General features: G+C 60.7%; 20 protein-coding genes and 1 other RNA gene. 9 read left to right on the top strand and 12 right to left on the bottom strand.

Going from position 1 to position 24,264, the window contains the following annotated elements; genetic code table 11:
* The first annotated feature begins 163 nt into the window (after positions 1-163).
* From BLS87_RS18800 to BLS87_RS18815, 4 genes are all read left to right on the top strand, one after another.
* Positions 164-1,795 (top strand): methyl-accepting chemotaxis protein, encoded by a 1,632-nt coding sequence (locus BLS87_RS18800; RefSeq protein ID WP_074754373.1) that lies wholly within the window; start codon positions 164-166, stop codon positions 1,793-1,795.
* Between the two features lie 53 nt (positions 1,796-1,848).
* Complete coding sequence (locus BLS87_RS18805) at positions 1,849-2,079, top strand: hypothetical protein (RefSeq protein WP_074754375.1); 231 nt, start codon at positions 1,849-1,851, stop codon at positions 2,077-2,079.
* Positions 2,080-2,275: 196 nt separating this feature from the next.
* The gene (locus BLS87_RS18810) at positions 2,276-3,202 is read left to right on the top strand and encodes a LysR family transcriptional regulator (RefSeq protein ID WP_074754378.1); all 927 of its coding nucleotides are present in this window, start codon (positions 2,276-2,278) and stop codon (positions 3,200-3,202) included.
* Positions 3,203-3,325: 123 nt separating this feature from the next.
* Entirely contained in the window at positions 3,326-4,162 is an 837-nt protein-coding gene (locus BLS87_RS18815) for a PhzF family phenazine biosynthesis protein (RefSeq protein ID WP_074754379.1), read from the top strand.
* Between the two features lie 137 nt (positions 4,163-4,299).
* On the opposite strand, the gene BLS87_RS18820 is transcribed toward BLS87_RS18815, so the two are convergent.
* From BLS87_RS18820 to BLS87_RS18845, 6 genes are all read right to left on the bottom strand, one after another.
* Positions 4,300-5,523 carry an MFS transporter gene (locus tag BLS87_RS18820; RefSeq protein WP_074754383.1) on the bottom strand — a complete coding sequence of 408 codons (1,224 nt, stop codon included), beginning with the start codon at positions 5,521-5,523 and terminating at the stop codon, positions 4,300-4,302.
* A 39-nt stretch (positions 5,524-5,562) separates the two neighbouring features.
* Positions 5,563-6,141, bottom strand: coding sequence for a TetR/AcrR family transcriptional regulator (locus tag BLS87_RS18825; protein WP_074754388.1), 579 nt, complete (start codon positions 6,139-6,141; stop codon positions 5,563-5,565).
* A gap of 108 nt (positions 6,142-6,249) precedes the next feature.
* Positions 6,250-6,630: a Rap1a/Tai family immunity protein gene (locus BLS87_RS18830; RefSeq protein ID WP_074754389.1), complete on the bottom strand. Its 381-nt coding sequence runs from the start codon at positions 6,628-6,630 to the stop codon at positions 6,250-6,252.
* The gene (coaA, locus tag BLS87_RS18835; RefSeq protein WP_244165862.1) at positions 6,618-7,520 is read right to left on the bottom strand and encodes a type I pantothenate kinase; all 903 of its coding nucleotides are present in this window, start codon (positions 7,518-7,520) and stop codon (positions 6,618-6,620) included. The genes BLS87_RS18830 and coaA overlap by 13 nt, the downstream gene beginning before the upstream one ends.
* Before the next feature lie 189 nt (positions 7,521-7,709).
* Entirely contained in the window at positions 7,710-8,678 is a 969-nt protein-coding gene (gene dmeF / locus BLS87_RS18840; protein WP_074754391.1) for a CDF family Co(II)/Ni(II) efflux transporter DmeF, read from the bottom strand.
* A gap of 25 nt (positions 8,679-8,703) precedes the next feature.
* Positions 8,704-8,979 carry a metal/formaldehyde-sensitive transcriptional repressor gene (locus tag BLS87_RS18845; RefSeq protein ID WP_074754392.1) on the bottom strand — a complete coding sequence of 92 codons (276 nt, stop codon included), beginning with the start codon at positions 8,977-8,979 and terminating at the stop codon, positions 8,704-8,706.
* A gap of 191 nt (positions 8,980-9,170) precedes the next feature.
* Between BLS87_RS18845 and BLS87_RS18850 the strand changes: the two genes are divergently transcribed.
* The 4 genes from BLS87_RS18850 to BLS87_RS18865 all read left to right on the top strand — a co-directional run bounded on the left by BLS87_RS18850 (position 9,171) and on the right by BLS87_RS18865 (position 12,487).
* Entirely contained in the window at positions 9,171-9,938 is a 768-nt protein-coding gene (locus tag BLS87_RS18850) for a COG4705 family protein (RefSeq protein ID WP_074754393.1), read from the top strand.
* Between the two features lie 32 nt (positions 9,939-9,970).
* Positions 9,971-10,411: a hypothetical protein gene (locus tag BLS87_RS18855; RefSeq protein WP_074754395.1), complete on the top strand. Its 441-nt coding sequence runs from the start codon at positions 9,971-9,973 to the stop codon at positions 10,409-10,411.
* 88 nt (positions 10,412-10,499) lie between these two features.
* Positions 10,500-11,165: a response regulator transcription factor gene (locus tag BLS87_RS18860; protein ID WP_074754397.1), complete on the top strand. Its 666-nt coding sequence runs from the start codon at positions 10,500-10,502 to the stop codon at positions 11,163-11,165.
* The gene (locus BLS87_RS18865) at positions 11,141-12,487 is read left to right on the top strand and encodes a sensor histidine kinase (RefSeq protein WP_074754399.1); all 1,347 of its coding nucleotides are present in this window, start codon (positions 11,141-11,143) and stop codon (positions 12,485-12,487) included. The genes BLS87_RS18860 and BLS87_RS18865 overlap by 25 nt, the downstream gene beginning before the upstream one ends.
* A gap of 606 nt (positions 12,488-13,093) precedes the next feature.
* Here the strand turns inward: BLS87_RS18865 and ffs are convergent.
* Positions 13,094-13,190, bottom strand: an RNA gene (gene ffs / locus BLS87_RS18870) — signal recognition particle sRNA small type.
* A 145-nt stretch (positions 13,191-13,335) separates the two neighbouring features.
* Between ffs and BLS87_RS18875 the strand changes: the two genes are divergently transcribed.
* Positions 13,336-13,824, top strand: a complete 489-nt coding sequence (locus BLS87_RS18875; RefSeq protein WP_074754489.1) for a GNAT family N-acetyltransferase — start codon at positions 13,336-13,338, stop codon at positions 13,822-13,824.
* Positions 13,825-13,842: 18 nt separating this feature from the next.
* Here the strand turns inward: BLS87_RS18875 and BLS87_RS18880 are convergent, their stop codons facing one another.
* The 5 genes from BLS87_RS18880 to smc all read right to left on the bottom strand — a co-directional run bounded on the left by BLS87_RS18880 (position 13,843) and on the right by smc (position 24,263).
* Positions 13,843-15,648 (bottom strand): putative bifunctional diguanylate cyclase/phosphodiesterase, encoded by a 1,806-nt coding sequence (locus BLS87_RS18880; RefSeq protein WP_074754401.1) that lies wholly within the window; start codon positions 15,646-15,648, stop codon positions 13,843-13,845.
* Positions 15,649-15,825: 177 nt separating this feature from the next.
* A complete protein-coding gene (locus BLS87_RS18885) occupies positions 15,826-16,992 on the bottom strand; it encodes a zinc-binding metallopeptidase family protein (RefSeq protein ID WP_074754403.1) in 1,167 nt (388 codons plus the stop codon).
* A gap of 91 nt (positions 16,993-17,083) precedes the next feature.
* Positions 17,084-19,441, bottom strand: coding sequence for an NAD-dependent DNA ligase LigA (gene ligA, locus BLS87_RS18890; protein ID WP_074754405.1), 2,358 nt, complete (start codon positions 19,439-19,441; stop codon positions 17,084-17,086).
* 211 nt (positions 19,442-19,652) lie between these two features.
* On the bottom strand, positions 19,653-20,510 hold the full coding sequence (gene zipA, locus BLS87_RS18895) for a cell division protein ZipA (RefSeq protein ID WP_074754407.1): 858 nt from the start codon (positions 20,508-20,510) through the stop codon (positions 19,653-19,655).
* Between the two features lie 264 nt (positions 20,511-20,774).
* Complete coding sequence (gene smc / locus BLS87_RS18900) at positions 20,775-24,263, bottom strand: chromosome segregation protein SMC (RefSeq protein ID WP_074754408.1); 3,489 nt, start codon at positions 24,261-24,263, stop codon at positions 20,775-20,777.
* Position 24,264 lies beyond the last annotated feature (1 nt).

Genomic DNA, 24,264 nt, shown 5'->3' on the forward strand with positions numbered 1-24,264 from the left:
AGCGGGCGTAACCGATAGTCGGGAACATGCAGTAACGCGCCGTCCATAATTGTTATCCGCATCCGGTTTTCATTTATCCGCGGCAGGACAGTCTTACTCATCACGCTACTAACAAGGTGAGAATTGGCAGTAAGACCTGACCTTCACGTGGATAAATCGAACGATGCAGCTAAGACGTTTTAATTTCGCGATGCGAATCCGACTGTGTTTTGCCTTGGTGATCGCGGCGCTGATGGGCGTGGGCGCCTTTGCCATGTATCAAGCCAGGGAAATACGTCAGGCGAGTCTGGTGGTCGAACAGGATGCCCTGCCCGGCATCGCTCTGGGTGACGACATCACGCTGGCCTTTACCAAAACCCGCTTCGGCGTGATTCGGTTGCTGACTTCCACCAGCGACAGCGCGCTGGACAGCAACTATGCGGCGTTTGTCTCCGACACCCGGGAGTTCGCGACGGCTCAGGACACCTATCGGCCGATCATCAGCGGGGATCAGGAACGGACCCTGTTCAATACCATTGGCACGCTTTTCGAAAAGTACCGGACCTCTGCCGTCCGCGTTCATGACTTGCTCAAGCAAGGCGCTTCCAACGACGCGAACGCGCTGGTCAACGGCGAGATGTCGACCCTCGCTCAGGCCATGATCAAAACACTGGGCGAGCTTGAGCTGCTCAACGACCAGGCGCAGCAAACTGCAAGCGCGGCCGGGCAGCAGGCGTACCAGACCTCGCTTCGTGTCACCTTGATCGTAATCGTGCTGTCGACGCTGGGCGCGATCGTCATCGCCTATCGCCTGACCGAAAGCATTGCACGCCCTGTCGCGCAGGCGCTGCACGCTGCCGACGCCATCGCGCGGGGCGATCTACGTGAAACCGCCCTGGACGTCAGCGACAATGACGAGGCTGCGCAATTGCTGCGAGCGGTGGTGACCATGCGTGAAAGCCTCAGTCAGACGCTGACCGGTGTGCACCAGGCGGCCAGCCAGCTTTCAAGCGCTGCCGAGGAGCTGAGCATGCTCGTCAGCACCAGCTACGAAGACCTGCAGCTGCAGAACAGTGAGCTGGAACAGGCAGCCACCGCCATCACCGAGATGAGTCAGGCTGTGGACGAAGTCGCACGCAACGCGAGCAGCACATGCGAGGAGTCGCGGGCCTCGCTGAATCTCGCTCGCGATGGCCAGCAGGAACTGACCTCGACGATCAATGCGATCACCCGGCTGGACACCAGCGTCAACGGCGCCTCCGAGCGCGCAGGCATTCTGGCGGCCAACACCGTGGAAATCAGCAAGGTGCTTGAGGTGATTCGTTCGGTCGCCGACCAGACCAACCTGCTGGCGCTCAACGCCGCGATCGAAGCCGCACGCGCAGGGGAAGCAGGACGGGGGTTTGCCGTCGTCGCCGACGAAGTCCGATCGCTGGCGCACCGCACCAGTACGTCGACCATGGATATCGAACGCATGATCGGCCATATCCAGAACGGCACTCAGGACACCGTGGGCGCGTTGAACGACAGCGCCATTCAAGCCGCGCAGACCCGCGAGCAGGCGGCTTCCGCCAACAAGGCGCTGCAAGGCATCACGACCACGGTCAACAGCATTGACGAGCGCAATGCCCTGATCGCCACGGCGTGTGAAGAGCAGGCCCTGGTCGCCAAGGATGTGGACCGCAGCATCATCCGCATTCGCGACCTCTCGGTGCAGTCGTCGGTTCGCTCCGATCAGACCCGAGCCGCGAGTGAAGAACTGGCGCAGATCGCCGTCGCACTCAAGCAGCGCCTGGACGGATTCACCTTCGGGTGAACACGCGACGCGGCACGACAACCGCTACCGAAAGGATTGAGCCAGGATTAGCCATGGAACCTATCAACGAATTGAGCATGAACCTGACAACGCTGCTGCAGGAGATCGCCGAGAAACGGTGCGACCTGGACATTGAAGGTCAAAAAATCCTCCTTGATGCCCTGAGAAAACTCCTCATCGCCACCGAGAAACTGAACATCCAGCTGCAAGCCTTGGCCCGAAATCAGCCAGCGACAGGGCCTCAGTCGCAGCCCCTGAGGCCAGCGCTTTACCTCGTCAAATAAGCGGTTGGGTCGGGGCGGCAGAACGTGAAAGCGACGTCAAACAAGAAAAATCGCGCGCCCCGATAAGAATTTCCATTGATCGACTGGCATGCAACCTGCTGTCTCTCCATGACATGCATGTCAACGCGGGCGACGGCGTTAGACGGTTCATCCCGTCCAGCGCGCATCGTCGTACCCCGCTCAAGGAAATCTTTCGGTGAACCTCAAGTTTCTGGAAACCTTCGTCTGGGTCGCACGGCTGAAAAGCTTCCGGCTCACGGCGGAAAAACTGTTCAGCACGCAGGCCTCTATTTCCAGCCGGATCGCGGCGCTGGAAGACGAAATGGGCGTGCGGCTGTTCGTGCGTGACTCCAAAGGCGTGTCACTGACACCCGAGGGCTTGCGGGTGCTCGAGTACGCCGAGCACATCATGGACACCCTGCAAAGCATGAAGGCAGCGATCAAGGACCCGAGCCAGGTGCGTGGACGGATTCGCATCGGCGCCATGGATACGGTGATACACACCTGGCTCAGTCCCTTGGTAACACGCTTGATGAAGTGTTACCCCAATCTTGAGATCGAACTGACCGCCGAGACGGCCAGCAACCTGTGCTCGCAACTGGAAAAGGGTTACCAGGACATCATTTTCCAGACCGACATCCTACGCTTCGACACCGTTCGCAACGCGGTGCTCGCCCGATACCCGCTGCATTGGGTGGCGCCGACGGGCTCTGAATTCGACCGCGCGGACGTGACGCTGGAAGAGATTGCCATGGCGCGCATCGTGACCTTTTCCCGTCATTCACGGCCGCATCAGGACATCCTCAACATGCTACACACGGCCGACATCGTCACGCCGCGCATCAACTGCGTGAACTCAGCGTCCGCGATCACCCGATTGGTGCGCGACGGCTTCGGCATCGGCGCCCTGCCCGCCACATTGGTGCATGGCGAACTTACCCAAGGCGTGCTAACGCGCATCGACAATGTGCCCCTGCCGCCGGTCATGGACATTGTCGCCAGTTGGCGAACCGGCGCGGGCATGGAGTTGGTGGAGGACATCGTCGGCCTGACACGCGAGGTGGTGAGCGAATACGCGCAACAAATGCCGACAGGCTTCGTGCTGGCGGGCGGTGAGGCGTAACCGTGGATGACAGCCGCCTGAACCATTCAGACGGCTAAAAAAATCACGGTCATCTGTCTCTGTACAGCCTCCTACCGCCTCCCTAGAGTGGCCGATCCCGCCACCGTCCAAGGAGATAACGTCATGGCACACACCCTCAAATTCCAGCAGGTCGACGTGTTTTCCAGCGCCGCCACCCAAGGCAATCCGCTGGCCGTGGTCAGTGCCGCCGATGACCTGACCGACGCGCAAATGGCCGCGTTCGCCCGTTGGACCAACCTCAGTGAAACGACTTTCCTGTTGCGCCCTACTCACCCGGAAGCGGACTACCGTGTGCGCATCTTCACCACCACGCGTGAACTGCCGTTTGCCGGTCATCCGACGCTGGGCAGCTGTTTCGTCTGGCTGGATGACGGCGGCGCGGCCAAAGCCCAGGAAGTGGTTCAGGAGTGCGGCGCAGGGCTGGTGCGCATTCGTCGGGACGGTTCACGTCTGGCGTTCTGCGCCCCACCGCTTTTGCGCAGCGGCCCGGTGGAAGACGAAGTGTTGACCAGTCTGGTAGCCGGGCTTGGCGTGCGCCGCGAACAGATCATCGGCAGTCAGTGGGCGGATAACGGGCCGGGCTGGGTCGCGGTGATGCTGGCGAGCCGTGAAGAGGTCCTGGCGATCCGTCCCGATTACGCGGCACTCAAAGGCCTGAATGTAGGCATCGTCGCCCCCTGGACCGGGCCGGACGCCGAGGCCGACTTCGAGGTGCGGGCGCTGACCGGCGACCTCAACGCCGAAGATCCGGTGACCGGCAGCCTCAACGCCAGCCTGGCGCAATGGCTGATCCCGGCCGGTCTCGCGCCGCGCCAGTACACCACGCGCCAAGGCACCGTCCTGGGCCACCGCGGACGCGTTTCCATCGAACAGGTCGGGGATCAGATCTGGGTCGGCGGTGAGGTGCAGACCTGCATCGCGGGGAGTGTCACGCTGTAAACCATGGGCTGCGTCGTCGATGCAAGGATCAGCCGGGCCGGAACTTCAGGCCCGGCGATCAACAATGACGCCGCCTGAATGGTGCGGCGGGATGACACCCCATCCGGGCGGCTCGCACCGCGCCCGGCCTTGGGCAATCAGCCATTCACGCAGGCCAGCGCGTTATCCTGCTCCAGACCGCGAGCCTCCTTCGGCAAACGCAGCGTCAACATCGCCAACACCACGGCAACCATGCCGATGGCCACGTAAACACCCACGAACGAGCCGTTGAAACTGGCCAGCAACCCGCCGCAGAAGTTTCCGATCATGCCGCCGACGCCTTGCAGGATGTTGGCCACGCCAAAAATCGTCACGGCCAGCGTCGCACTGCCCGCCATCTTCGACACATACGCCGGGATCAAGCCGAAGATCGGGTAAAACGCCACCGCGAACAGAACGCCCGCTGCCAACGGCCAGTAACCGACAGGATGAACGACGAAGATCAACGCCGCCGCGCCCACACAGGCGTAGACCAGCACCATCGCCGCGCGCAGGCCGATGCGATCCGACAGCCCACCGACGGCAAGCCCGGCAAACATGCCAACGAAACCGACACTCGCCCAGATGTGCGCGGTGTAGGTCACGTCGAAATTCAATTCGCTGCGCAGGTAGGACGACAGGTAATTCTGAAAAGGAAAGGTCGAGAAACCGAGGAGGAAATTCATCGTCCACACCGTCAGCACCCATGGCTGCTTCAGCGCGGCTTTGCCCGCCTGTGCGGTCTGTTCAGCCTCGGGTGCCGAAACCTTTTCATGGACGAACAACCGCGCCCGCTTGAACACCACCATCACGCCAACCGCCAGCGCCACGGTGATCAGCCCGACGATCCACCACACCATGCGCCACTCGCCCTGCGGTGCATACAGCGGCACCAACAGACTGTTGATGAACACGCCATAGCTGGTGCCGCTGGACACAAGGCCCATCGCCATGCCGCGTGATTTATAGGCAACCGTGCGGGAGATCACGTCGACCATGGGCACGAAAACGGTCGCTGCCGTGCCCGCCAACACCGTCAGTAAGGCGCCGATCAGCAGGATATTGTGGGTCAGGGGGATCAGCAGCAGCGCTACGGCGCACACCACCCCGGAACCGAAAATCACCCAACCCCCGCCCACCCGTGGGGTGATCCACGCCGCCAACAACGCACACAGCAGGAAACCGAACTGCCCGGACGCGGTAATGGTGCCAACGTAGGCAATGTCAAAACCGAGGCTGGCGCGCATGTCGGGCACCAGTTGCGCGAACAGGTAGATACCGAAACCAAACGTCGCCGCCACCAGCCCGGTGAGCAGCAAGACAATCAGTGCATTGATACGCATGGTCAGCTTCCTTTCTTGAATGTGAAGGAGAGAACAGGATTACGCCGGTTGCGCCGCGTCAATCAGCTCTGCGGCCAGCGCTCGCGCCACCAGAAATACGCTGTCGTCGTTTTCCAGAGCGCCTGTGAGAAACGCCCCTTCCAGTAACAGGAACAATCGTCTTACCAACGTCTGCGGGTCGGTCAGCCCCGCCCTTTCGGCGAGGTCCAGCAGGTGTTGCTTCACCCCTTGTTTATGCCGATCCACCGCCAGGCGAACCGGGTGACTGCGGTCTGGGAACTCGGCAGCGGAATTCACGTAAGGGCAGCCACGCAATCCGCCTTCGCGCAGCCACTGCCGGTGCAGGTCGAACAGCCCCAGAAGCTTCTCCGCTGGCGCCTCGCTGGCCGCCAACGTCTGCTCCACCGCCGCCTCCCAGCGCTCATTGCGCTTGTCCAGAAACGCCACGATCAACTCGTCCTTCGACGCGAAGTGGGCGTACAGCGTCATCTTCGACACGCCCGCAAATTCCGCCACGGCGGCAATTCCCGTCGCATTGATCCCGTCACGAAAAAACAGCGCGGAGGCCGCATCGATCAAGCGTTGATGATTGACGCTGGCGTCTCGGGTGGTCGGCATGGTTGCCTCTCAATTTAACTGTACTGACCGGTAAGGATAGACCTCGAAACAAAAAAAACCAGCACTGATCACCGGCTACGACGAGCGGCCATCAATACTGGGAGGTGTTCAGCGGCAGGGAAAGGCGTTTTTCAGCGCGGAGACGACCAGCACCGATTCGTTCAGGTGCAGACTCTGGGGATGTGCTTCAAGAGACTGAACCACCACGCGCATGGACTGCACCATCGGAATCCCGCCTTCCGGCACACACACCAGCTTGGGCACGCCGCCGGCTTCGTGAAAAATGTCGAGGGTGTCCATGGTCGCTTGCAAAACGCCGACGCAATGGCCAATCCCCACCGGGTTCTTGGCCACCCCGCCGCTCATGCTGTTGATACCGTCCTGGCATTCGAGCAGCAGTTTGTTGCCGTCTGCCATCGCGGCAGCGCTGAAGCACAGGGCGAGCAATGCTGAAAGGCGCACGGCAGAGCCGATCGTCAGCGCAGCCACAGCTCTTTCACCGAATGATCCGCTGCCTTGCGCACCACCAGGCTTGCCCGCTCGCGAGTTGGCAGAATGTTTTCCAGCAGGTTGGGACGGTTGATGTCGCGCCAGATCTTGCGCGCGGCGTCCGGGGATTTCTCGGGCGGCAAGTCGGCCAGTTCACGGAAATAAGCGCCCCGGGCACGAAATGCAGTGCGTTGCAGCATGAGAAAGCGCTCGACGTACCAACGCTCGATATCCCCTTCGGCCGCGTCCAGGTAGATCGAGAAGTCGAAGAAATCCGACACGATGCTGCCAGGCTTCTGGCCGTCATTGCCCTCGGTCTGCAGCACATTCAGACCTTCAAAGATCAGGATGTCCGGCTGGCTGATCTCGATGAATTTATCCGGGACGATGTCGTAGCTGATGTGCGAATAGACCGGCGCGCTGATCACGGGAATGCCCGCCTTGAGGTCCGAGAGAAACTTGACCATGCGCTTGCGATCGTAGCTCTCCGGAAAACCCTTGCGGTGCATGATGCCGTCCGCATCCAGCCGGGCGTTCGGGTGCAGGAAACCGTCGGTGGTCACCAGATCGACCCGAGGATGATCCGGCCAGCGCGCCATCAGCGCCTGCAGGACACGGGCAAACGTGCTTTTGCCGACCGCGACACTGCCCGCAACCGCCACGACATAGGTCTGTTTTTTCGCCGGACGCCCGAGGAAAGTGTCCTTGATGCTCGCCAGATTGCGCGCGGCGCTGACGTGCAGATTGATCAGGCGCGACAGCGGAAGGTAGATGTTGACCACATCTTCCAGGGAAATATCTTCGTTTACGCCTCGTAACGCCGCCAGATCTTCTTCGGACAAGGTCAGTGGCGTACTGGCGCGCAGCCCCGCCCACTCCTTGCTGGTCATTACGAGATAGTCATCAGGCGCCATCTATAGCCTTCCAATCCAGGTGTCTGTATCGACAATGGTGCGAAGACTATCGTATTGCCCTAAAAACGGGGCAGATTTCTTTGATTTGACACGCATTATTGGCGGATTCGGCATCGTTCCAGCGCCCCGAAAAGCGCTGGATACGATTCAGCATGAAGCCGCCCTTCAGGCCGTTCGATACTCGATGGTCAGGTGCGACACCTCGTGCACGACACCGAGCCGCTCCCGAATCGCCTCTGCCGTCACCTCGACCTTCGCCAGCACGCTGACAATCGCCGCACGGGCATCCGGACCGACCTTCCACACATGCAGATCGGTGATCTGCACGTTGCCATCGGCTTCGAGCACTTCACGAATTTCTTCTGCGACGTGCTCATCGGTGACGTCCAGCAACACGTTGGCGCTCTGCTTGATCAGGCCGGCAGACCACTTGGCGATGACCACCGCGCCGACCACGCCCATCAACGGATCGAGCCAGACCCAGCCCAGGTAACGTCCTGCCAGCAATGCACCGATCGCCAATACCGACGTCAATGCATCGGCCAGGACGTGCACATAGGCGGAGCGCAGGTTGTTGTCCCCGCCGTGGCCATGGTGCTTTTCGTGGGCATGGTGATCGTGGCTATGGTGATCGTGATCATCGTGCGAGTGATGCCCATGGTGGTGATGCCCGTGGTGGCCATGGCCGCCGGACAGCATGAAGGCGCTGACGATGTTGACCAACAGACCGACCACCGCAATCAAGGTGGCCTCGCCGAACGCCACCTGCGTCGGTTCGAACAGGCGCATCAGCGACTCGATGCCGATGCCCAGCGCGACCATCATCAGAATGAGCGCCGACGCGAACCCCGCCAGATCGCCTACCTTGCCGGTGCCGAAACTGAAGCGACCGTTATTGGCGTTGCGCCGCGCAAACGAATAGGCCGCCGCCGCGATGCCCAATGCACCGGCATGGGTTGCCATATGAAAGCCGTCGGCCAGCAGCGCCATGGAGCCTGTGACGTAACCGGCGGCAATCTCCCCGACCATCATCACGAAGGTCAGCACCACCACCCATAACGTGCGGCGAGCATTTTCGTCGTGAGACTGACTGAGGAAAACATGTTCGTGTGTGTGCTTCTGCGAAAGGACCATGCGGCCTCCATGTGTCGCCTGCGACTTATTTTGAATACCGACGAATCGCTTCGAGCAAATCTTCAAGCCCTTGGGCTCGATCCTCATCACTCAAATCTGGATGAGCCACATGCTCGCGAGCATGGGCTTCGATGATCTGGTCAAGCAGACCATTGATCGCACCGCGGGTGGCGGCCACGAGATGCAGGGTCTTGGCGCAATCGGTATCCGACTCCAGACCCCGCTCGATCGCCTGCACCTGCCCCGCAATGCGCCTGACACGCTTGAGCAGATCGTCTTTCTCGGCGTGCAAATGCGCCATACCATACCCCCCCTACCTATATTGGGCGGCATGATGAGCCTTTTACACAGACCCTGCAAGCCCCTGCCCCTTACCCGCAGGCACACCATAAAGGCCTGCACGTTTTAATCGCCTTCCTCAGTCAGCGCTAAGTTTCGCGCCGTAACCTCTCCTCCCTGTCAATTGCTCTGCGCTAGAGGAGAAGCTAACCGATGTATTCAATGACGAGGGCCGACTGGCTCAACAAGGTGCCCGAGGTGACGCTGTCCTTCTGGGTAATCAAGATCATGTCCACCACTGTGGGAGAGACGGTCGCCGACTTTCTTGCAGTCGATGCAGACCTCGGGGCCGGCATCACCAGCATCGGCATGGCCGTCCTTCTGATGATTGCGTTGTTTACTCAACTGCGCACACGGGCCTACACGCCCTGGATCTACTGGTTGACAGTGGTGCTGGTGAGCATTGTCGGCACCCAGATCACCGACATCATGACCGACATCCTCGACATCAGCCTGTACACCAGCACGGCGGTGTTCTCGGTCCTGCTGGCGATCAACTTCGCAGTCTGGTACGCGGTGGAGCGCAACCTGTCGATCCACGAAATCGTGACGCCACGACGCGAATTGTTCTATTGGGCGACCGTGCTCTGCACCTTCGCGCTGGGTACCGCCGCAGGTGATCTTGCGACGGAAGCACTCGGGCTGGGCTTCACGCTGGGCGTATTGATATTTGGCGCACTGATCGCGATTTCATTCGCCGCTTGGCGCAAAGGCGTCAACGCCGTGCTGACGTTCTGGATCGGCTACATCCTCACCCGCCCATTCGGCGCATCTCTGGGCGACTTGCTGACCCAGTCGAAGCAATACGGCGGCATGGGCATGGGCGCCACCTGGACCAGCGCCATCTTTCTGTGCGTGATCCTTATTCTGGTGGGCGTCGCCCAGTTCAGTGCCGGTCAACGCCCATCCGCCACACACTGATTCCCCTTTCAAACATCCTTCAAGGTATCCCTATGCATTCCGTAAAATCCGTCATTCGTTCGGCCGCCATCATTTCCGCCATTGCCCTCCTGAGCCTGGCGACCGCTTGCTCCAAACCGGCGGAAAAACCCAAGACAGCTGCCGCCGAAGCAGCCGTCCAGCAAGGCACTCCCACATCGGGTACAAAACTGGGAGATCTGTCGGGCTTCCGCAATATCGCTGTGGACGTTGCCGGGATTGTCGACAAAAACGACCTGCCAGCGGCGAAAAAACGCATCAAGGATCTGGAACTCTCCTGGGATGAAGCCGAGGCCGGGATCAAACCGCGAGCAGCGAGCGACTGGCATCTGCTGGACAAGGCCATCGACCGTGCACTCGCGGCCCTGCGTGCCAGCACGCCAAACCAGGCCGAATGTAAAACCGCCATGGACGACCTGCTGAAAACCTTTGATACGTTGCAGGGTAAACAGTGATCTCAGGGGTTCGCGCGGCATCAATGCGCTGCGCGAACCCTTTTGCCATGCTTCAATGCAACCACTGCGACCGCATAAGGAGGGAAACATGCGGATTTTGCTGGTCGAAGATGATCCCATGATCGGAGACGCAATCCACGGCGCACTCAAGGACGCAAGTTACGCGACTGATTGGGTCAAGGACGGCCTGACCGCCCTCGCCACCCTCGACACTCAACATTATGATCTGGTGTTGCTCGATCTCGGCTTGCCGGGCAAAGACGGGCTCAGCGTGCTCAACAGCATTCGTGCCCGCAACAACCCGGTGCCGCTGCTCATCATCACCGCGCGCGACGGGCTCGACGATCGACTGCGCGGGCTTGACGGGGGCGCCGACGACTACCTGCTCAAGCCCTTCGACATGGCCGAATTGCTCGCACGCATGCGCGCGGTGTTGCGGCGTAAAGGCGGTTCTGCTCAGCCGATGCTGAGTAACGGCCTGGTGTCGCTGGACCCCGCCACACGCGAAGCCTGCACTCAAGACACGCAGGGTGTTCAACTCTCAAACCGCGAGTTCGCGTTACTGCAGGCGCTGCTGATCCGCCCCGGCGCGATTCTGTCACGCAGCGATCTGGAAGACCGGATCTACGGGTGGGGCAACGAGGTGGAAAGCAACGCGGTCGAGTTTTTGATCCACGGGCTGCGGCGCAAGCTGGGCGCGAAGATCATCAAGAATGTAAGGGGTGTGGGATGGATGGTTTCAAAAAACGCTTGAGCGAGTCGGTGCAGCTCAGGCTTTCGTTTGCCTTGTCGCTGGCCATCCTGATCGTCGCGTTGGCGGCTGGCGTGTTCGCGTTCATCTCGGCCTACGACGAAGCCAACGAAATGCAGGACGATACGTTGCGTCGGGTGGCCGTCCTGATCGACCGTCAACACATGACCCTGACCTACCCTGCTGACGGGCATCACATTGAAGGCGACGATGAGGAAAAGCGGGTCGTTGTGCAGTATATGGCCGATGGCGCCCACGCAGAGAAGAACACAGACAACACCCTGCCGTTGCCGTTGCCTACAGACCTGAAGGACGGTATCCACACGCTGGAGGTGGGTGGTGAACCCTTCCGGGTGCTGGTCAAAACCACTTCGCGAGGCGAACGGATTGCCGTCGCTCAGGAAAGTGGCGCCCGTGACAAGGACGCCAAAGAAAGCGCCTTGCGCAGCCTGCTCCCGTTTCTGATTCTGCTTCCGGTCCTGCTGCTGGTGGTCGGTGATCTGGTACGCAAGCTGTTTCGGCCTATCGCAACGCTGTCCACAGAGATCGACCAGCGCGCCGAGCAGGACCTGCATCCCATCGACGAACAGCACCTTCCGACAGAGATCCGACCCTTCGTGATCGCCATCAATCGCCTGCTCGACCGAGTGGCCCAGTCCATGGAAACCCAGCGTCGTTTCGTCGCCGACGCTGCCCATGAGCTTCGCTCGCCCCTGACCGCGCTGTCGCTGCAAGCCGAACGCCTGGCCGTCGTCGAGATGTCGCCAGCGGCTCTGGAACGCTTCCAGCCGCTTCGTCGCGGCATCGAACGCGGCCGCAACCTTGTCCACCAACTGCTGGGCCTTGCCAAAGCCCAGTCCACCCCCTCCGCGCCCGCCACGGCCGCTTCCGTCTTCAACGTCTATCGCCACGTGCTGGAAGACCTGCTGCCGTTGGCGGAGGCCAAAAACATCGACATCGGCGTCGAGGGCGAACAGGACGCCTGGGTGCTGATCGATGAAACCGACTTGACCATCCTGATCAAGAACCTCGTGGACAACGCCATCCGCTACACCCCGCCGGGCGGACGCGTCGACCTGTCGCTCAGCGTCGAAACGGGTCACGCCATCCTGTCGATTAACGACAGCGGCCCCGGCATCAACGTCGAAGAGCGCGAGCGCGTGTTTGACCCCTTCTATCGCACCCTCGGCAACCTCGAAGTCGGATCCGGTCTTGGGCTGTCGATCGTCAAAGCGATCGCCGAACGCAATGGCGCAATCGTTCGCCTGGGCGCCGGGATGAAGGGAGTCGGTCTGGTGGTTGAGATTCGTCTGGCGCGCGCATGACTGCGCAACGCTTCAAAAAATCGCCCAATTTCGCGTTGAACAACGCCCTCATTCGATTGAAACAGCGGACTCGCACCGGCCTATTCAAACGAATGACCCAATGAAATAAATGGAACTACACATTGCCCTCTGGTGACGAATAGCCACTATCCCACACACACCACCCGAGGCGTGCTTCATGCGGCTTGAATCGTTGGCCATTCGACTTCTTCAAACGCTCACGGATGGGGCGACGTCCAGAGTCAACCCGCTGGATTTCACCGCACTGCTCTACCTCAGGGATCAGGGCTATGCATCCGTTTCTGTCAGAGATGGATGCGTGGTAGCAGAGCGCACGGCACAAGGGAAACAGTTTGCCAGTGAGCGAGCGGCGCGCTCATCGGAGGCATGGGCGAACGAGAGGTGATGGCACCACTTCGAGCTATGACTGTGCGGGGGGAGGTGCTCCGGAGTCGGGATGCGGGGCTCGGGAAACCTTCGTGTTGAGCGACTGATCCAGGAAGGGAAATTCGAACACAATGAACTTGACGTACTGTCGTTCAGCTTTAAATGCGTGGTGTTTGAAGCGGGAGCGAAAACTCCGAAGAGGATTCGTTATGGAGGCAACCCCACCAGCCACACCCCGGCACACAATGTTCCCGCTGTGGCTGCTGCCTTCCGGCTCTGACCAGGTTCACGGGTAATCGTTGCGGGGGGACCGATGGGGTCACCATAACGACGCTCGCCAGTCGGCGAGCCGCGCCATTGTACCGGTCTGGCGCGAAGTTACAACCTCTGGTTTCAGATAAAAAATTTGATAGGGCTCAACCACTTGCACGGGTGGCTGTGGACGCGGCATGGTGGCGTTCATGAAAAGCATTTTGAAGAAATACGAAACGCTCTCGGCGTTGCAGCGTCAGCAGGTGCTGGAGATCGAGTTGCTGGGTGAGCAGAAAACCCTGGTCGGGGATGCTTATGGCGCCGTGCATGGGCTGACAGCGCGACCGGCGTCTGACATTCAGGGCTACGCCGTGCTGGTGGATGACGTTGCCCGTGGCTTTTTCCTGCTCAAGCGCCGGTCGTTGCTACCGCGTTGGGCGAACGGTCAGACGGTCACCTTGCACGGCGTGATGATTGATCGGCGATACCAGGGCCGTGGGCTGGGGAAAAACTGCCTTGAGCAGTTACCGGACTTGGTCCGCGAACTGTGGCCTGAGACCCGGCAACTGATGCTGGCGGTCGATCTGGGAAACACGACCGCTCATGCGCTGTACCGAAGCCTTGGCTGGCAGGACTACGGCGACGCCGACCGGGCGTTGGTGGGGTTCGAGCGCCGGATGCTGCTCAAACTGCCTTAGCATGCGGAGGTCAGGCCATCAGCGCCCCAGCGCGCGCAGTTGCTTGACCTTGTTGCTGCGCTCGCCATTCATCCAGTGTTCCAGCGCGCTGACGGTCATGGGCCGGGCGATGAGGTAGCCCTGCACTTCATGGCAGCCGAGTTGGCAAAGAATCTCGTAGACGTCTTCTGTCTCCGCCCCTTCCGCGACGACGCGATAACCCAGACGCCGTGCCAGGTCGACGATGGCTTCTACCAACCGCCGATCCTTTTCGTTAGCGTCCACGTTCTCCACCAGCGACTTGTCGAGCTTGACGGTGGTGGCCGGCAACTGGCGCAGGTAAGTCCAGTTGCTGTAACCGGTGCCGAAGTCGTCGATGGCAATGTCGATGTTCAACGCGCGCAGGCGTTCGAGTTGCTGCCGGGTGACATCAGGGTTATCACAGAGCGCGCTCTCGGTGAATTCGAGCTCGAAGCGGCCTGGGTCGAGGCCACTGATCGCCAATTGCTCAAACAGCGCGTCGCTGAACTGCGAGTTCGCGAGGTCGATGGCAGACACGTTCATGGCGACCTTGAATGCATAACCCTGGCGCTGCCAGCTCCTCGCCTGCTCGACGGCGTTGCGCAGCACCCACAGACTCAGCGAGCGAATCAGTGCGGTCTTCTCCGCCAGAGGAATGAACTCGGCCGGGCTGATCGGCCCCAGGACCGGATGCTGCCAACGCAGCAGCGCCTCGACGGTGACAATACGCCCGGTCGAGACTTCGAGCCGCGGCTGAAACACCAGCGACAGCTGATCCGGGCTGCGAACGGCGTCGGCCAGTGACGCCAGCAGCAGGAAGGCGCGTTGCTGCGCGAAATCCAGATGCGGTTCGTACCAGCGCCAGCCCGTCGCCTTGCCGCGGGCTTCGTCGGCGGCGCTGACCACCAGACGAATCCAGTCTTTTTCATCACACCGGCCCAATCCCAACGGCAGCACACCGATGCCGACATCCATCTGGATCGGGATGTTGCGGCAGATCAACGGGCGCTGAAAATGCTTGATCAACCGGCGAAACAGGTGCTCTGCCTGCTCAGGCCCGTCGTGTCGGGTCAGCAGCGCGATGCGTGTCGGGCTGACCTTGTACAACGCCGTGTCGGCCGGCAGTTGCTCGCGGCAGCTATCGATCATGCACCGCACCAATTCCTGGGCGAAGTTGTAACCCAGCGCTTTGATGATGCTGTCGAGGAACACCGGGTTGACCATGTCCAGGGCGACCAACGCATGATCGTCGCGCTCAGCCAGGGCCAAGATGTCTTCTTCCAGGCGCAGGCGATTGAACAACCCGGTTGGCTGATCGACATAGCTGGCCTTGCGCATGTTGTTGAGCCGCTTCATTACCAGCTGGCCATACATTTCCAGCATGGTGAGGTCGCGCGGCGCCAGTGGCGGTCGGGGTTGGTTGTCGATGATGCAGAGCGTGCCCAGCGCCAATCCGTCGGCGGTGACCAGCGGCACACCGGCATAGAAACGAATGTGCGGCTCGCCCGTGACCAGCGGGTTGTCATTGAAGCGGGTATCGAGCAGTGCGTCGGGGACCTGAAACACGTCGTGACTGAGAATGGAGTAGGCACAAAAAGAAATTTCACGCGGTGTTTCACGCTCGTCCAGGCCGGTGCCCGCGCGGAACCACTGTCGGTGCTCACTGACAATGGACACCAGCGCGATGGGTACGTCGAAGTAGTGAGCAACCATGTCGACGATGTGATCCAGCACCTCGTCAGCGGCTGAATCGAGAAGCCCCATGTGGGTGATGCGGGACAGCCGTGAGGCCTCGTTCAACGGTATTGGAGCGCTATTGGCCATATGCGAAATCCCTGTGCAACTGCTCTACGCCAGTAGTATCAAAACGATATTGCTAGGCAAAGTAGCACTAGATTCAACGGCCTGCAGGCACTCGCAGACCGACGGCAATGGCCGAGCCCCTCCAACAAAGTTGCAACATGTTGCAGCGCCCGGGCCCTCACCCTCCAGATGAGTGGGTCACTGAACCTGCAGCACTTCATCTGCCTTGCCGCCCGCACCTTGTATCACCAGATGAATGAAGTGCAGCTTGGTGATCACCGCTGGCGGCAGCACGAACGGGTAGAAATCCGGCTGGCCCATCGCACGAGACAGTTCGTTGAGCATGCCCGCCAGCTCGATCCAGGCATTGACGAAGGCGAGGAACGAAGGCCCTCCCGGATGCTGCGGATCGTAGAGGGTTTCCAGCTCGAAGGGCTGATAGTCGAGGTCCATGTCGCGTGCGCTCATGCCCAGACTCAGCGCCGTGTCGACGGCATCCATCATGTGCAGGTAATGCGCCCAGGTTTCGGCCCAGTCTTCCCAGGGATGCATCGTGGCGTAGGCGCTGACATAACGTTGCTGCCAGTCCGCTGGCGCGCCGTGCTGGTAATGGTGATCGAGCGCGTCGGCGTAACTTGCGCGGTCGTCTCCGAACAGATGGCGAAAACCGTCCTGCCAGTAGGTGTTCGCGATCAGCCTGTCCCAGTAGTAATGCCCCACCTCATGACGGAAATGCCCGAGCAGCGTGCGGTAGGGTTCGTGCATCTGCACGCGCACTTTCTCGCGAATCGCGTCGTCGGCTTCATCAACGTTGAGGGTGATCAGGCCATTGGCGTGGCCGGTGGTGGGCAGGTTGCCTTCCAGGTCGACGCCGAGAAACTCGAAGGCGAGGCCGCGCTCTTCATCGATGCTTTTCGGGATGACGGGCAGGCCCAGCGTGATGAGCTGTGCGACGAGCCGGCGTTTGGCGATCTCGATCTTGCGCCAACGCTCGGCGTTTTCCGGGACGGACAGATCGGGGATGGTCCTGTTCAGGCTGCACGCAGTGCAAAACTCCCCGGAGTTGTGCGCCGGAAACAGCCAGTTGCAGGCAGCCGATGTGTCGAGGTTGGCGCAGCGACGATAGAGACCGGCCTGCGGCTCGTCGCTCAGACGCCAGGTATGGAGGTCGGGCCCCGGTTCAAGGGCAGCAATTTTGCTTTGTTCAGGCAGATACCCCAACGCGGCTGAACACGCCAGGCACTGGCTGTTGCGGAAGAACACCGACTGTCCGCAATGGCATTGCCAGACCTTGCTGTTGCGCTTGCTTTCGCCGGCGAAGGGCGCCGCGATCCGTGTGCTGAGTTGTTCGAAGAACTGGAACATGGCGATCTCCTGAAGGGGCTGCAAGCACTAGATCGTTGGGGGGTGCGGCGGTTCCATGATTTGTTTGCGCCGCACCACCTGCAGGAGCGGCTTACTCCACCGAAATATCATGCTGCTTGAGAAACGCCACGAACGCTTCTTCATCCAGCACCTTCAAACCCAGCTCATTGGCCTTGGTCAACTTGGAGCCCGCCCCCGGCCCTGCGACCACCGTGTGGGTCTTGGCTGACACCGAGCCCGACACCTTAGCACCAAGGCTTTCGAGCTTTTCCTTGGCTACGTCGCGGCTCATCAGCTCCAGCGAACCGGTCAGCACCCAGGTCTGGCCGGTCAGCGGCAAGCCTTCCACCACCTTCTTCTCATTCTGCCAGTGCATGCCGAAGTCTTTGAGCTGCTGTTCGATCTTGAGCGCGCGCTCGGCGTTTTCCGGAACATCGAAGAACGCTCTGACAGACTGCGCCTGCTTTTCCGGCAAGGTCTGGCGCATGTCCAGCCAGTCGGCCTTGACCACGCCTTCCAGCGTGCCGAACTTGTCCGCCAGTTTCTGTGCGCCGCCCGGCCCGATGGAAGGGATGTTCAGTTTGTCGAGCATGCCACCCAGCGTCGCGCTGGCGGCGAACTCGGCGCCCAGATCGCCCGTGTCCTGCAGTTGCATTTTGCATTCGCCCAGCAGCGCGCCAATGACGTTCTGGTTGTGGTCGTCTTCAAAGAAACTGTGAATCTCGTGGGCGACCTCCAGGCCGATGTCCGGCAGGTAGGTGAGCACTTCCGGCAGCGCAACCTTGACCTTGTCCAGCGACCCCAGAGACCGGGCCAGTACCTTGGCGGTTTCTTCACCCACATCGGGAATGCCCAGTGCGTAGATGAAGCGCGCCAGCGTTGGCGTCTTGCTGTCGTCGATGGCCTTCAGCAGCTTCTTGCTGGAAATATCGGCGAAGCCTTCCAGCTCGATGATCTGGTCGTATTCGAGCTTGTAGAGATCGGCGGGCGAACCGATGAGCTTTTCGTCCACCAACTGCTCGATGGTCTTGTCGCCCAGGCCTTCGATGTCCATCGCACGACGGGACACGTAGTGGATGATCGCCTGCTTGAGTTGCGCGCCACACGCCAGCCGCCCGACGCAGCGATACACCGCGCCCTCGCTGACGGTTTCCTTGCCTTTACTGCGCTTGATCAGTTGCGTGCGCTCGACCTGCGAGCCGCAAACCGGGCAGGTCTGCGGGATCTCGACCTTGCGCGCGTTGTCAGGACGCCGTTCAAGCACCACTTGCACGACTTGCGGGATCACGTCACCGGCACGGCGGATGATCACGGTGTCACCGATCATCAGGCCCAGGCGCGCCACTTCGTCCATGTTATGCAGCGTGGCATTGGCGACCGTCACGCCAGCGACCTTGACCGGTTTCAAACGCGCGACCGGGGTTACGGCGCCGGTACGGCCGACCTGAAATTCCACGTCGAGCAGCTCGGTCAGCTCTTCCATGGCCGGGAATTTGTGCGCAATGGCCCAGCGCGGCTCGCGAGCGCGGAAACCCAGTTCGCGCTGCGCGGCGATGCTGTTGACCTTGAACACCACGCCGTCGATTTCATACGGCAGCGACAGGCGACGCTCGCCAATGTCGTGGTAGTACTTCAGGCAGTCTTCAATGCCGGCGGCCGCCTTCAGCTCGCGACTGATGGGCATGCCCCACGCTTTCAGTTGCTTCAGGTTGCCGATGTGGGTGTCGGAAATGTCGTGTGAAACCTGGCCGATGCCGTAGCAGCAGAACTCCAGCGGCCGGTTGGCGGTGATCTTCGAGTCCAGCTGGCGCAGGCTGCCCGCAGCGGCATTGCGCGGGTTGGCGAAGGTCTTGCCGCCGACTTCCAGCTGGCTTTCGTTGAGGCGGTCGAAGCCCGCCTTGGACATGAACACCTCGCCGCGCACTTCGAGGGTTTCCGGCCAGCCTTCGCCGTGCAGCTTGAGTGGGATATTGCGCACGGTGCGCACGTTGACGCTGATGTCTTCGCCGGTCGTGCCATCGCCACGCGTGGCACCCCGGACCAATGCGCCGTTCTGGTACAGCAAGCTCACCGCCAGACCATCAAGCTTGGGCTCGCAGCTGTATTCGACCTTTTCTGCGAACAACCCGTCGTTTGGCAAGTCCAGACCTTCGGTGACACGCCGGTCGAACTCATGCATGTCGGTCTCTTCGAAGGCGTTGCCCAGGCTGAGCATGGGGATTTCATGACGCACCTGAGTGAACGCCGACAGCGCCGCACTGCCGACCCGCTGCGTGGGCGAATCCGGCGTGACCAGATGCGGATTTTCAGCTTCCAGCGCCTTGAGTTCGTGGAACAGCCGGTCGTATTCAACGTCCGGAATGCTCGGCTCGTCGAGAACGTGGTAGCGGTAGTTGTGAAGGTCCAGCTCTGCGCGCAGTTCCAGGATTCGGGTTTCGGCGGCTTTCATACGGTGTTCTCTCAGAATGCAAAAGAGCAGCCGGAGCTGCTCAATTCATGGTGCTGCCGCGCAATCACGGCGCCACACTGCTCTCTGTGGGAGCGAATTCATTCGCGAGGCGGGCGTACAGCCGACAGAGCTATATCGCCTGAAGCATTTTTCGCGAATGAATTCGCTCCCACAGTGGGTCCTCATTGGTCATAAGGACCCGTTAGCCCTATCAACGACGCTGAGTCAGGGCGCGGCGTTCGAATTCGACGATGCGCTGGCGGTAGTGCTCAATGGTCTGCGCGGTCATGACACTGCGCTGATCGTCTTTCAATTCACCGTTCAACTCGTGAGCGAGCTTGCGAGCAGCGGCCACCATCACATCGAACGCCTGCTTCGGATGGCGCGGACCCGGCAGACCCAGGAAGAAACTCACTGCACGGGTAGTGAAATGGTCGATGTCGTCCAGGTCAAATACGCCCGGCTTGACCGCGTTGGCCATGGAGAACAGCACTTCACCGTTGCCGGCCATGCTCTCGTGGCGATGGAAAATGTCCATTTCGCCGAAACGCAGGCCGCTTTCCAGAATGTTCTGCAGCAACGCAGGACCTTTGAAGCCACTTTCGTCGCGGGAGATCACGCTGATCACCAGCACTTCTTCGACCGGCGGCAGATCCTTATCTTCGGTGATGCGCTGAGTCGGCTTGTCGTCCGGGAAATCGTCGTCGCGGGCGCTGAACAGGCTCGGGCCGTCGACATCCAGATTCAGGTCGCCCTGCTGCGGCTCATCCTTGCGCTTGTTGCGTTTGCTTTCGCGCTCGGGGCGTTCCGGCCGCTCGCGGGCCGCGCTCATGGCGGGCAGGTCATGCTCGTCGAGCTGCGGTTCTTTCTGGGTGTCTAGGACACGTGCAGGGCCCAATACCTCGGCGGACGAGCCTTCTTCGTCGTCCGGCAGGTTTGAGAAACTGCGGTCCAGCCTGAATTTCAACTTGCCTTTACCGCCGCGCATCCGGCGCCAGCCGTCAAAAAGAATACCGGCAATGACAATGATGCCGATGACGATCAGCCACTCTCGCAGACCGATTTCCATGTAATCCCGTGCCTCTAATGAAAATTCTGAAAATTAAGGGCGTAAACCCCTTTAAAACGTGGAGCCAACTCTATGTTCTGAATGGCCTTTTACCCACGCAAAATGAAAAAGTGGACATTAAGCTAGCACGACCAAAGGTAACTTTACACCGTCTGTTACATCTGCATGTCGCGAGCATCTGTACCGCTACGACAGTTATTCCTGTGCCGTGCCTTCGAAGCGCCACTTTTCCCTCGTTAATCTGTTTGACCGCGTGGCAGTCCGCTACGCATCCACCAGCGCCATCGCCTCCTCTACGTCAACGGCCACAAGGCGCGAACACCCAGGCTCATGCATGGTGACGCCCATCAACTGATCAGCCATTTCCATGGCGATCTTGTTGTGGGTGATGTAGATGAACTGCACGGTTTGCGACATCTCCTTGACCAGTCGGGCGTAGCGACCCACGTTGGCGTCGTCCAGCGGCGCGTCGACCTCGTCGAGCATGCAGAACGGTGCCGGGTTGAGTTTGAAAATGGCAAAAACCAGCGCCAATGCGGTCAGGGCTTTTTCGCCACCGGACAGCAAATGGATCGTGCTGTTCTTCTTGCCCGGGGGACGCGCCATGATCGTCACTCCTGTATCGAGTAAATCTTCGCCCGTCAGTTCCAAGTAAGCGCTGCCACCACCGAAAACTTTTGGAAAAAGTGCCTGAATTCCGCTGTTTATCTGATCAAAGGTCTCTTTAAAGCGATTACGGGTCTCTTTGTCGATCTTGCGGATCACGTTTTCCAGCGTCTCCAGCGCTTCCACCAGGTCAGCGTCCTGAGCATCCAGATAACGCTTGCGCTCGGACTGCTGCTGGTACTCGTCGATGGCCGCGAGGTTGATCGCACCCAGACGCTGAATACGGGCATCGATACGCCCCAGCTCTTCCTCGGCTTCTTTCTCGCTCGCCTCGGGCGTCAGCGTCGCCAGGACACCATTCAGATCGTAGCCGTCTTCGTGCAGTTGCTCCTGCAGGGCCTTGCGGCGCACGGTCAGTGACTGCCATTCGAGGCGCTGCTGCTCCAGCTGTCCACGCAACAGTTGTGACTGCTGCTCGGCCTGAGTCCTGCGTTTCTCGGCATCGCGCAGCTCACGGTCGGCGTCTTCGAGCGCGTTTTTGGCAGTGCGCATTTCGTCGTCGACCACCATGCGTTTTTCCAGCAACTCTTCGAGCTTCAGGCGCAGCTCCTCAAGGGGCGCCTCGCCCTCCTCCAGGTTGAGGTTCAACTGCTCGCGTTTTTCGGTCAGCCGTTCGGACTGCATTTCCAGACGCTCCAGCGCCTGCCGCGTTGAGTCGTGCTGTGCCCGTAGCGAGCTGAGCCGCACGGCCAGCTGGTTGGCGTGGTCCTTGTGCTGACGCGCCTCCTGACGCACCCGGTCGAGCCGTTCACGCAGGCTGTCACGCTGGGCCAGCAGCAACTCGCGTTGCTCGGTGTCCAGCGCCATGCTGTCCAGGGCTTCCTGCAATTGCAGCCGCGACTCACCGAGACTTTCCTGCTCGATGGCGCGCTGCTCACCCAGTTCGGTGAGTTCTTCATCCAGCCGCGTGCGGCGCAAGGTCAACTGCTCGACCTTGGCTCTGGCCGCGGACAGTTGCGCCTTGAGTTCGCTTTGCTGACGGGTTTCATCTTGCAGACGACGGCGCAGTTGCTCGCGATTGCCTTCCTGCAACCGTTGCTGCTCGCGCTGCGTCAGCAGTTGTTCTTCCAGCGCCGCGAGGGTCGCTTCGCGCTCTTCACGTTCAAGCGCCAGACGCTGCAGTTCCTGACCCCGCGCCAACACACCGCTCTCGGCTTCGCTGGCACGACGAACCCGCAGGAAATCCCGACCGACCCAGTAGCCGTCACGGCTGATCAGGCTCTGTCCGGCACTCAGTTGTGCACGCAGCGACAACGCATCGTCCAGGGTTTCGACCGGCCTGACCTGCCCCAGCCAATGGGTCAGGTCGACCTGCGTGTCCACCTTGTCCAGCAGGCTGCCGGGAATGCGCGTCTTGTCTGCGGCCGGACTTACCAGACGTAAATCGCCCTGACTGAAACCGGCGAGATCAAGCCCTGAGAAGTCGTCCACCAAGACCGCGTGCAAATCGGCACCGAGCACGGTTTCCACCGCCAGCTCCCAACCTGCTTCGACGCGCAGGCCCTCGGCCAGACGCGGGCGTTCGCTGAGCTGTTGATCGCGCAGCCACTCGGCGGTGCCGGTGCCGGGATCGAGCGCCGCCTGTTGCAACGCTTCCAGCGACGCGATACGCCCGTTCAGGCGTTGCAGATCACCCTGCGCCTTTTGCTGGGATTGCGTGGCCTGTTGCAGTTCCAGGCGCAGCGCCTCAAGGCGTTCGATCAGCTGTTCTTCTTCAGCCGTCAGTTCCTCGAAGGCCATCTCACGTGCAGCGAGGTCTTCAGTGAGCTCAAGAATGGCGGCGTCTTCAGGATCGGCGGCCAGCAGCTGACGTTCTTCGCCCAAACGGCGCTGACGCTCGGCCAGCCGCTCCATGCTGGTTTCCAGTTGCTGGATGCGCGACTGCTGAACCTCGGCTTGGCGCCGAGGCTCGGCGGAAGTCAGGTTGAAGGCATCCCACTTCTCCTGCCAGCTGTGCATCGAGGCTTCGGCCTCTTCCAGCGATGCGGCGGATTCCTCGGCGGCGGCGAGGGTCATTTCCTGCTCGGGCTCGAGCATCTCCAGCTCTTCGCCGAGGGTCGCCAGCAAGGTGCGGTCATGGCCCAGGTGCGATTCGGTTTCCTGCCGCGCACGTTCGGCTTCGCGCAGGTCGTCCTGCAACTGACGCAAGCGCTGCTGACCGTGCTGAATGCTCTGCTCGACGCGCGCGATATCACCGCCCACCGAATAGAAGCGGCCCTGCACCAGGTTGAACCGTTCGGACAGGTCGTGATGGCCGTCACGCAGACGCTCGATCAAGGCATCGGCGCTGCGCTGATCGGCCACGAGGGATTCGAAACCGATTTCCTGAGTGCCGATGACCGATTCGCGCTGGGCGACCTGTTCGTTCAGGGCCTGCCAGCGCAACGCCGACAGCTGTGCCTTGAGCTGCCGTTCTTCGGCTTTATATTCCTGATACTTTTCGGCGGCCTGCGCCTGACGCTGCAGGCGCTCCAGCTGACGACCCAGCTCGTCGCGCAGGTCGGTCAGGCGCGCGAGGTTTTCGTGGGTGCGGCGGATGCGGTTTTCGGTGTCGCGACGGCGTTCCTTGTACTTGGAAATGCCCGCTGCTTCTTCGATGAAGTTGCGCAGGTCCTCAGGCTTGGCTTCGATCAGCTTGGAGATCATGCCCTGCTCGATGATCGAATAGCTGCGTGGGCCAAGGCCGGTGCCGAGGAAGATGTCGGTGATGTCCCGACGACGGCACTTGGTGCCGTTCAGGTAGTAGCTGTTCTGGCTGTCGCGGGTCACTTTGCGGCGAATGGAAATTTCCGCGTAGCTGGCATATTCGCCGACCAGGGTGCTGTCCGAGTTGTCGAACACCAGCTCGATGCTGGCCTGACTGACCGGTTTACGGCTGGTGGAACCGTTGAAAATGACGTCGGTCATCGACTCGCCGCGCAGGTTCTTGGCCGAGCTTTCGCCCATGACCCAGCGCACCGCGTCGATGATGTTGGATTTGCCGCATCCATTGGGGCCGACCACGGCCGCCATGTTGCTGGGGAAGTTCACCGTCGTCGGGTCGACGAACGACTTGAACCCCGCCAGCCTGATGCATTTAAGGCGCATG

Origin of the sequence: Pseudomonas abietaniphila, assembly GCF_900100795.1 — a bacterium.
In the GTDB taxonomy this organism is placed as follows: Bacteria; Pseudomonadota; Gammaproteobacteria; order Pseudomonadales; family Pseudomonadaceae; genus Aquipseudomonas; species Aquipseudomonas abietaniphila.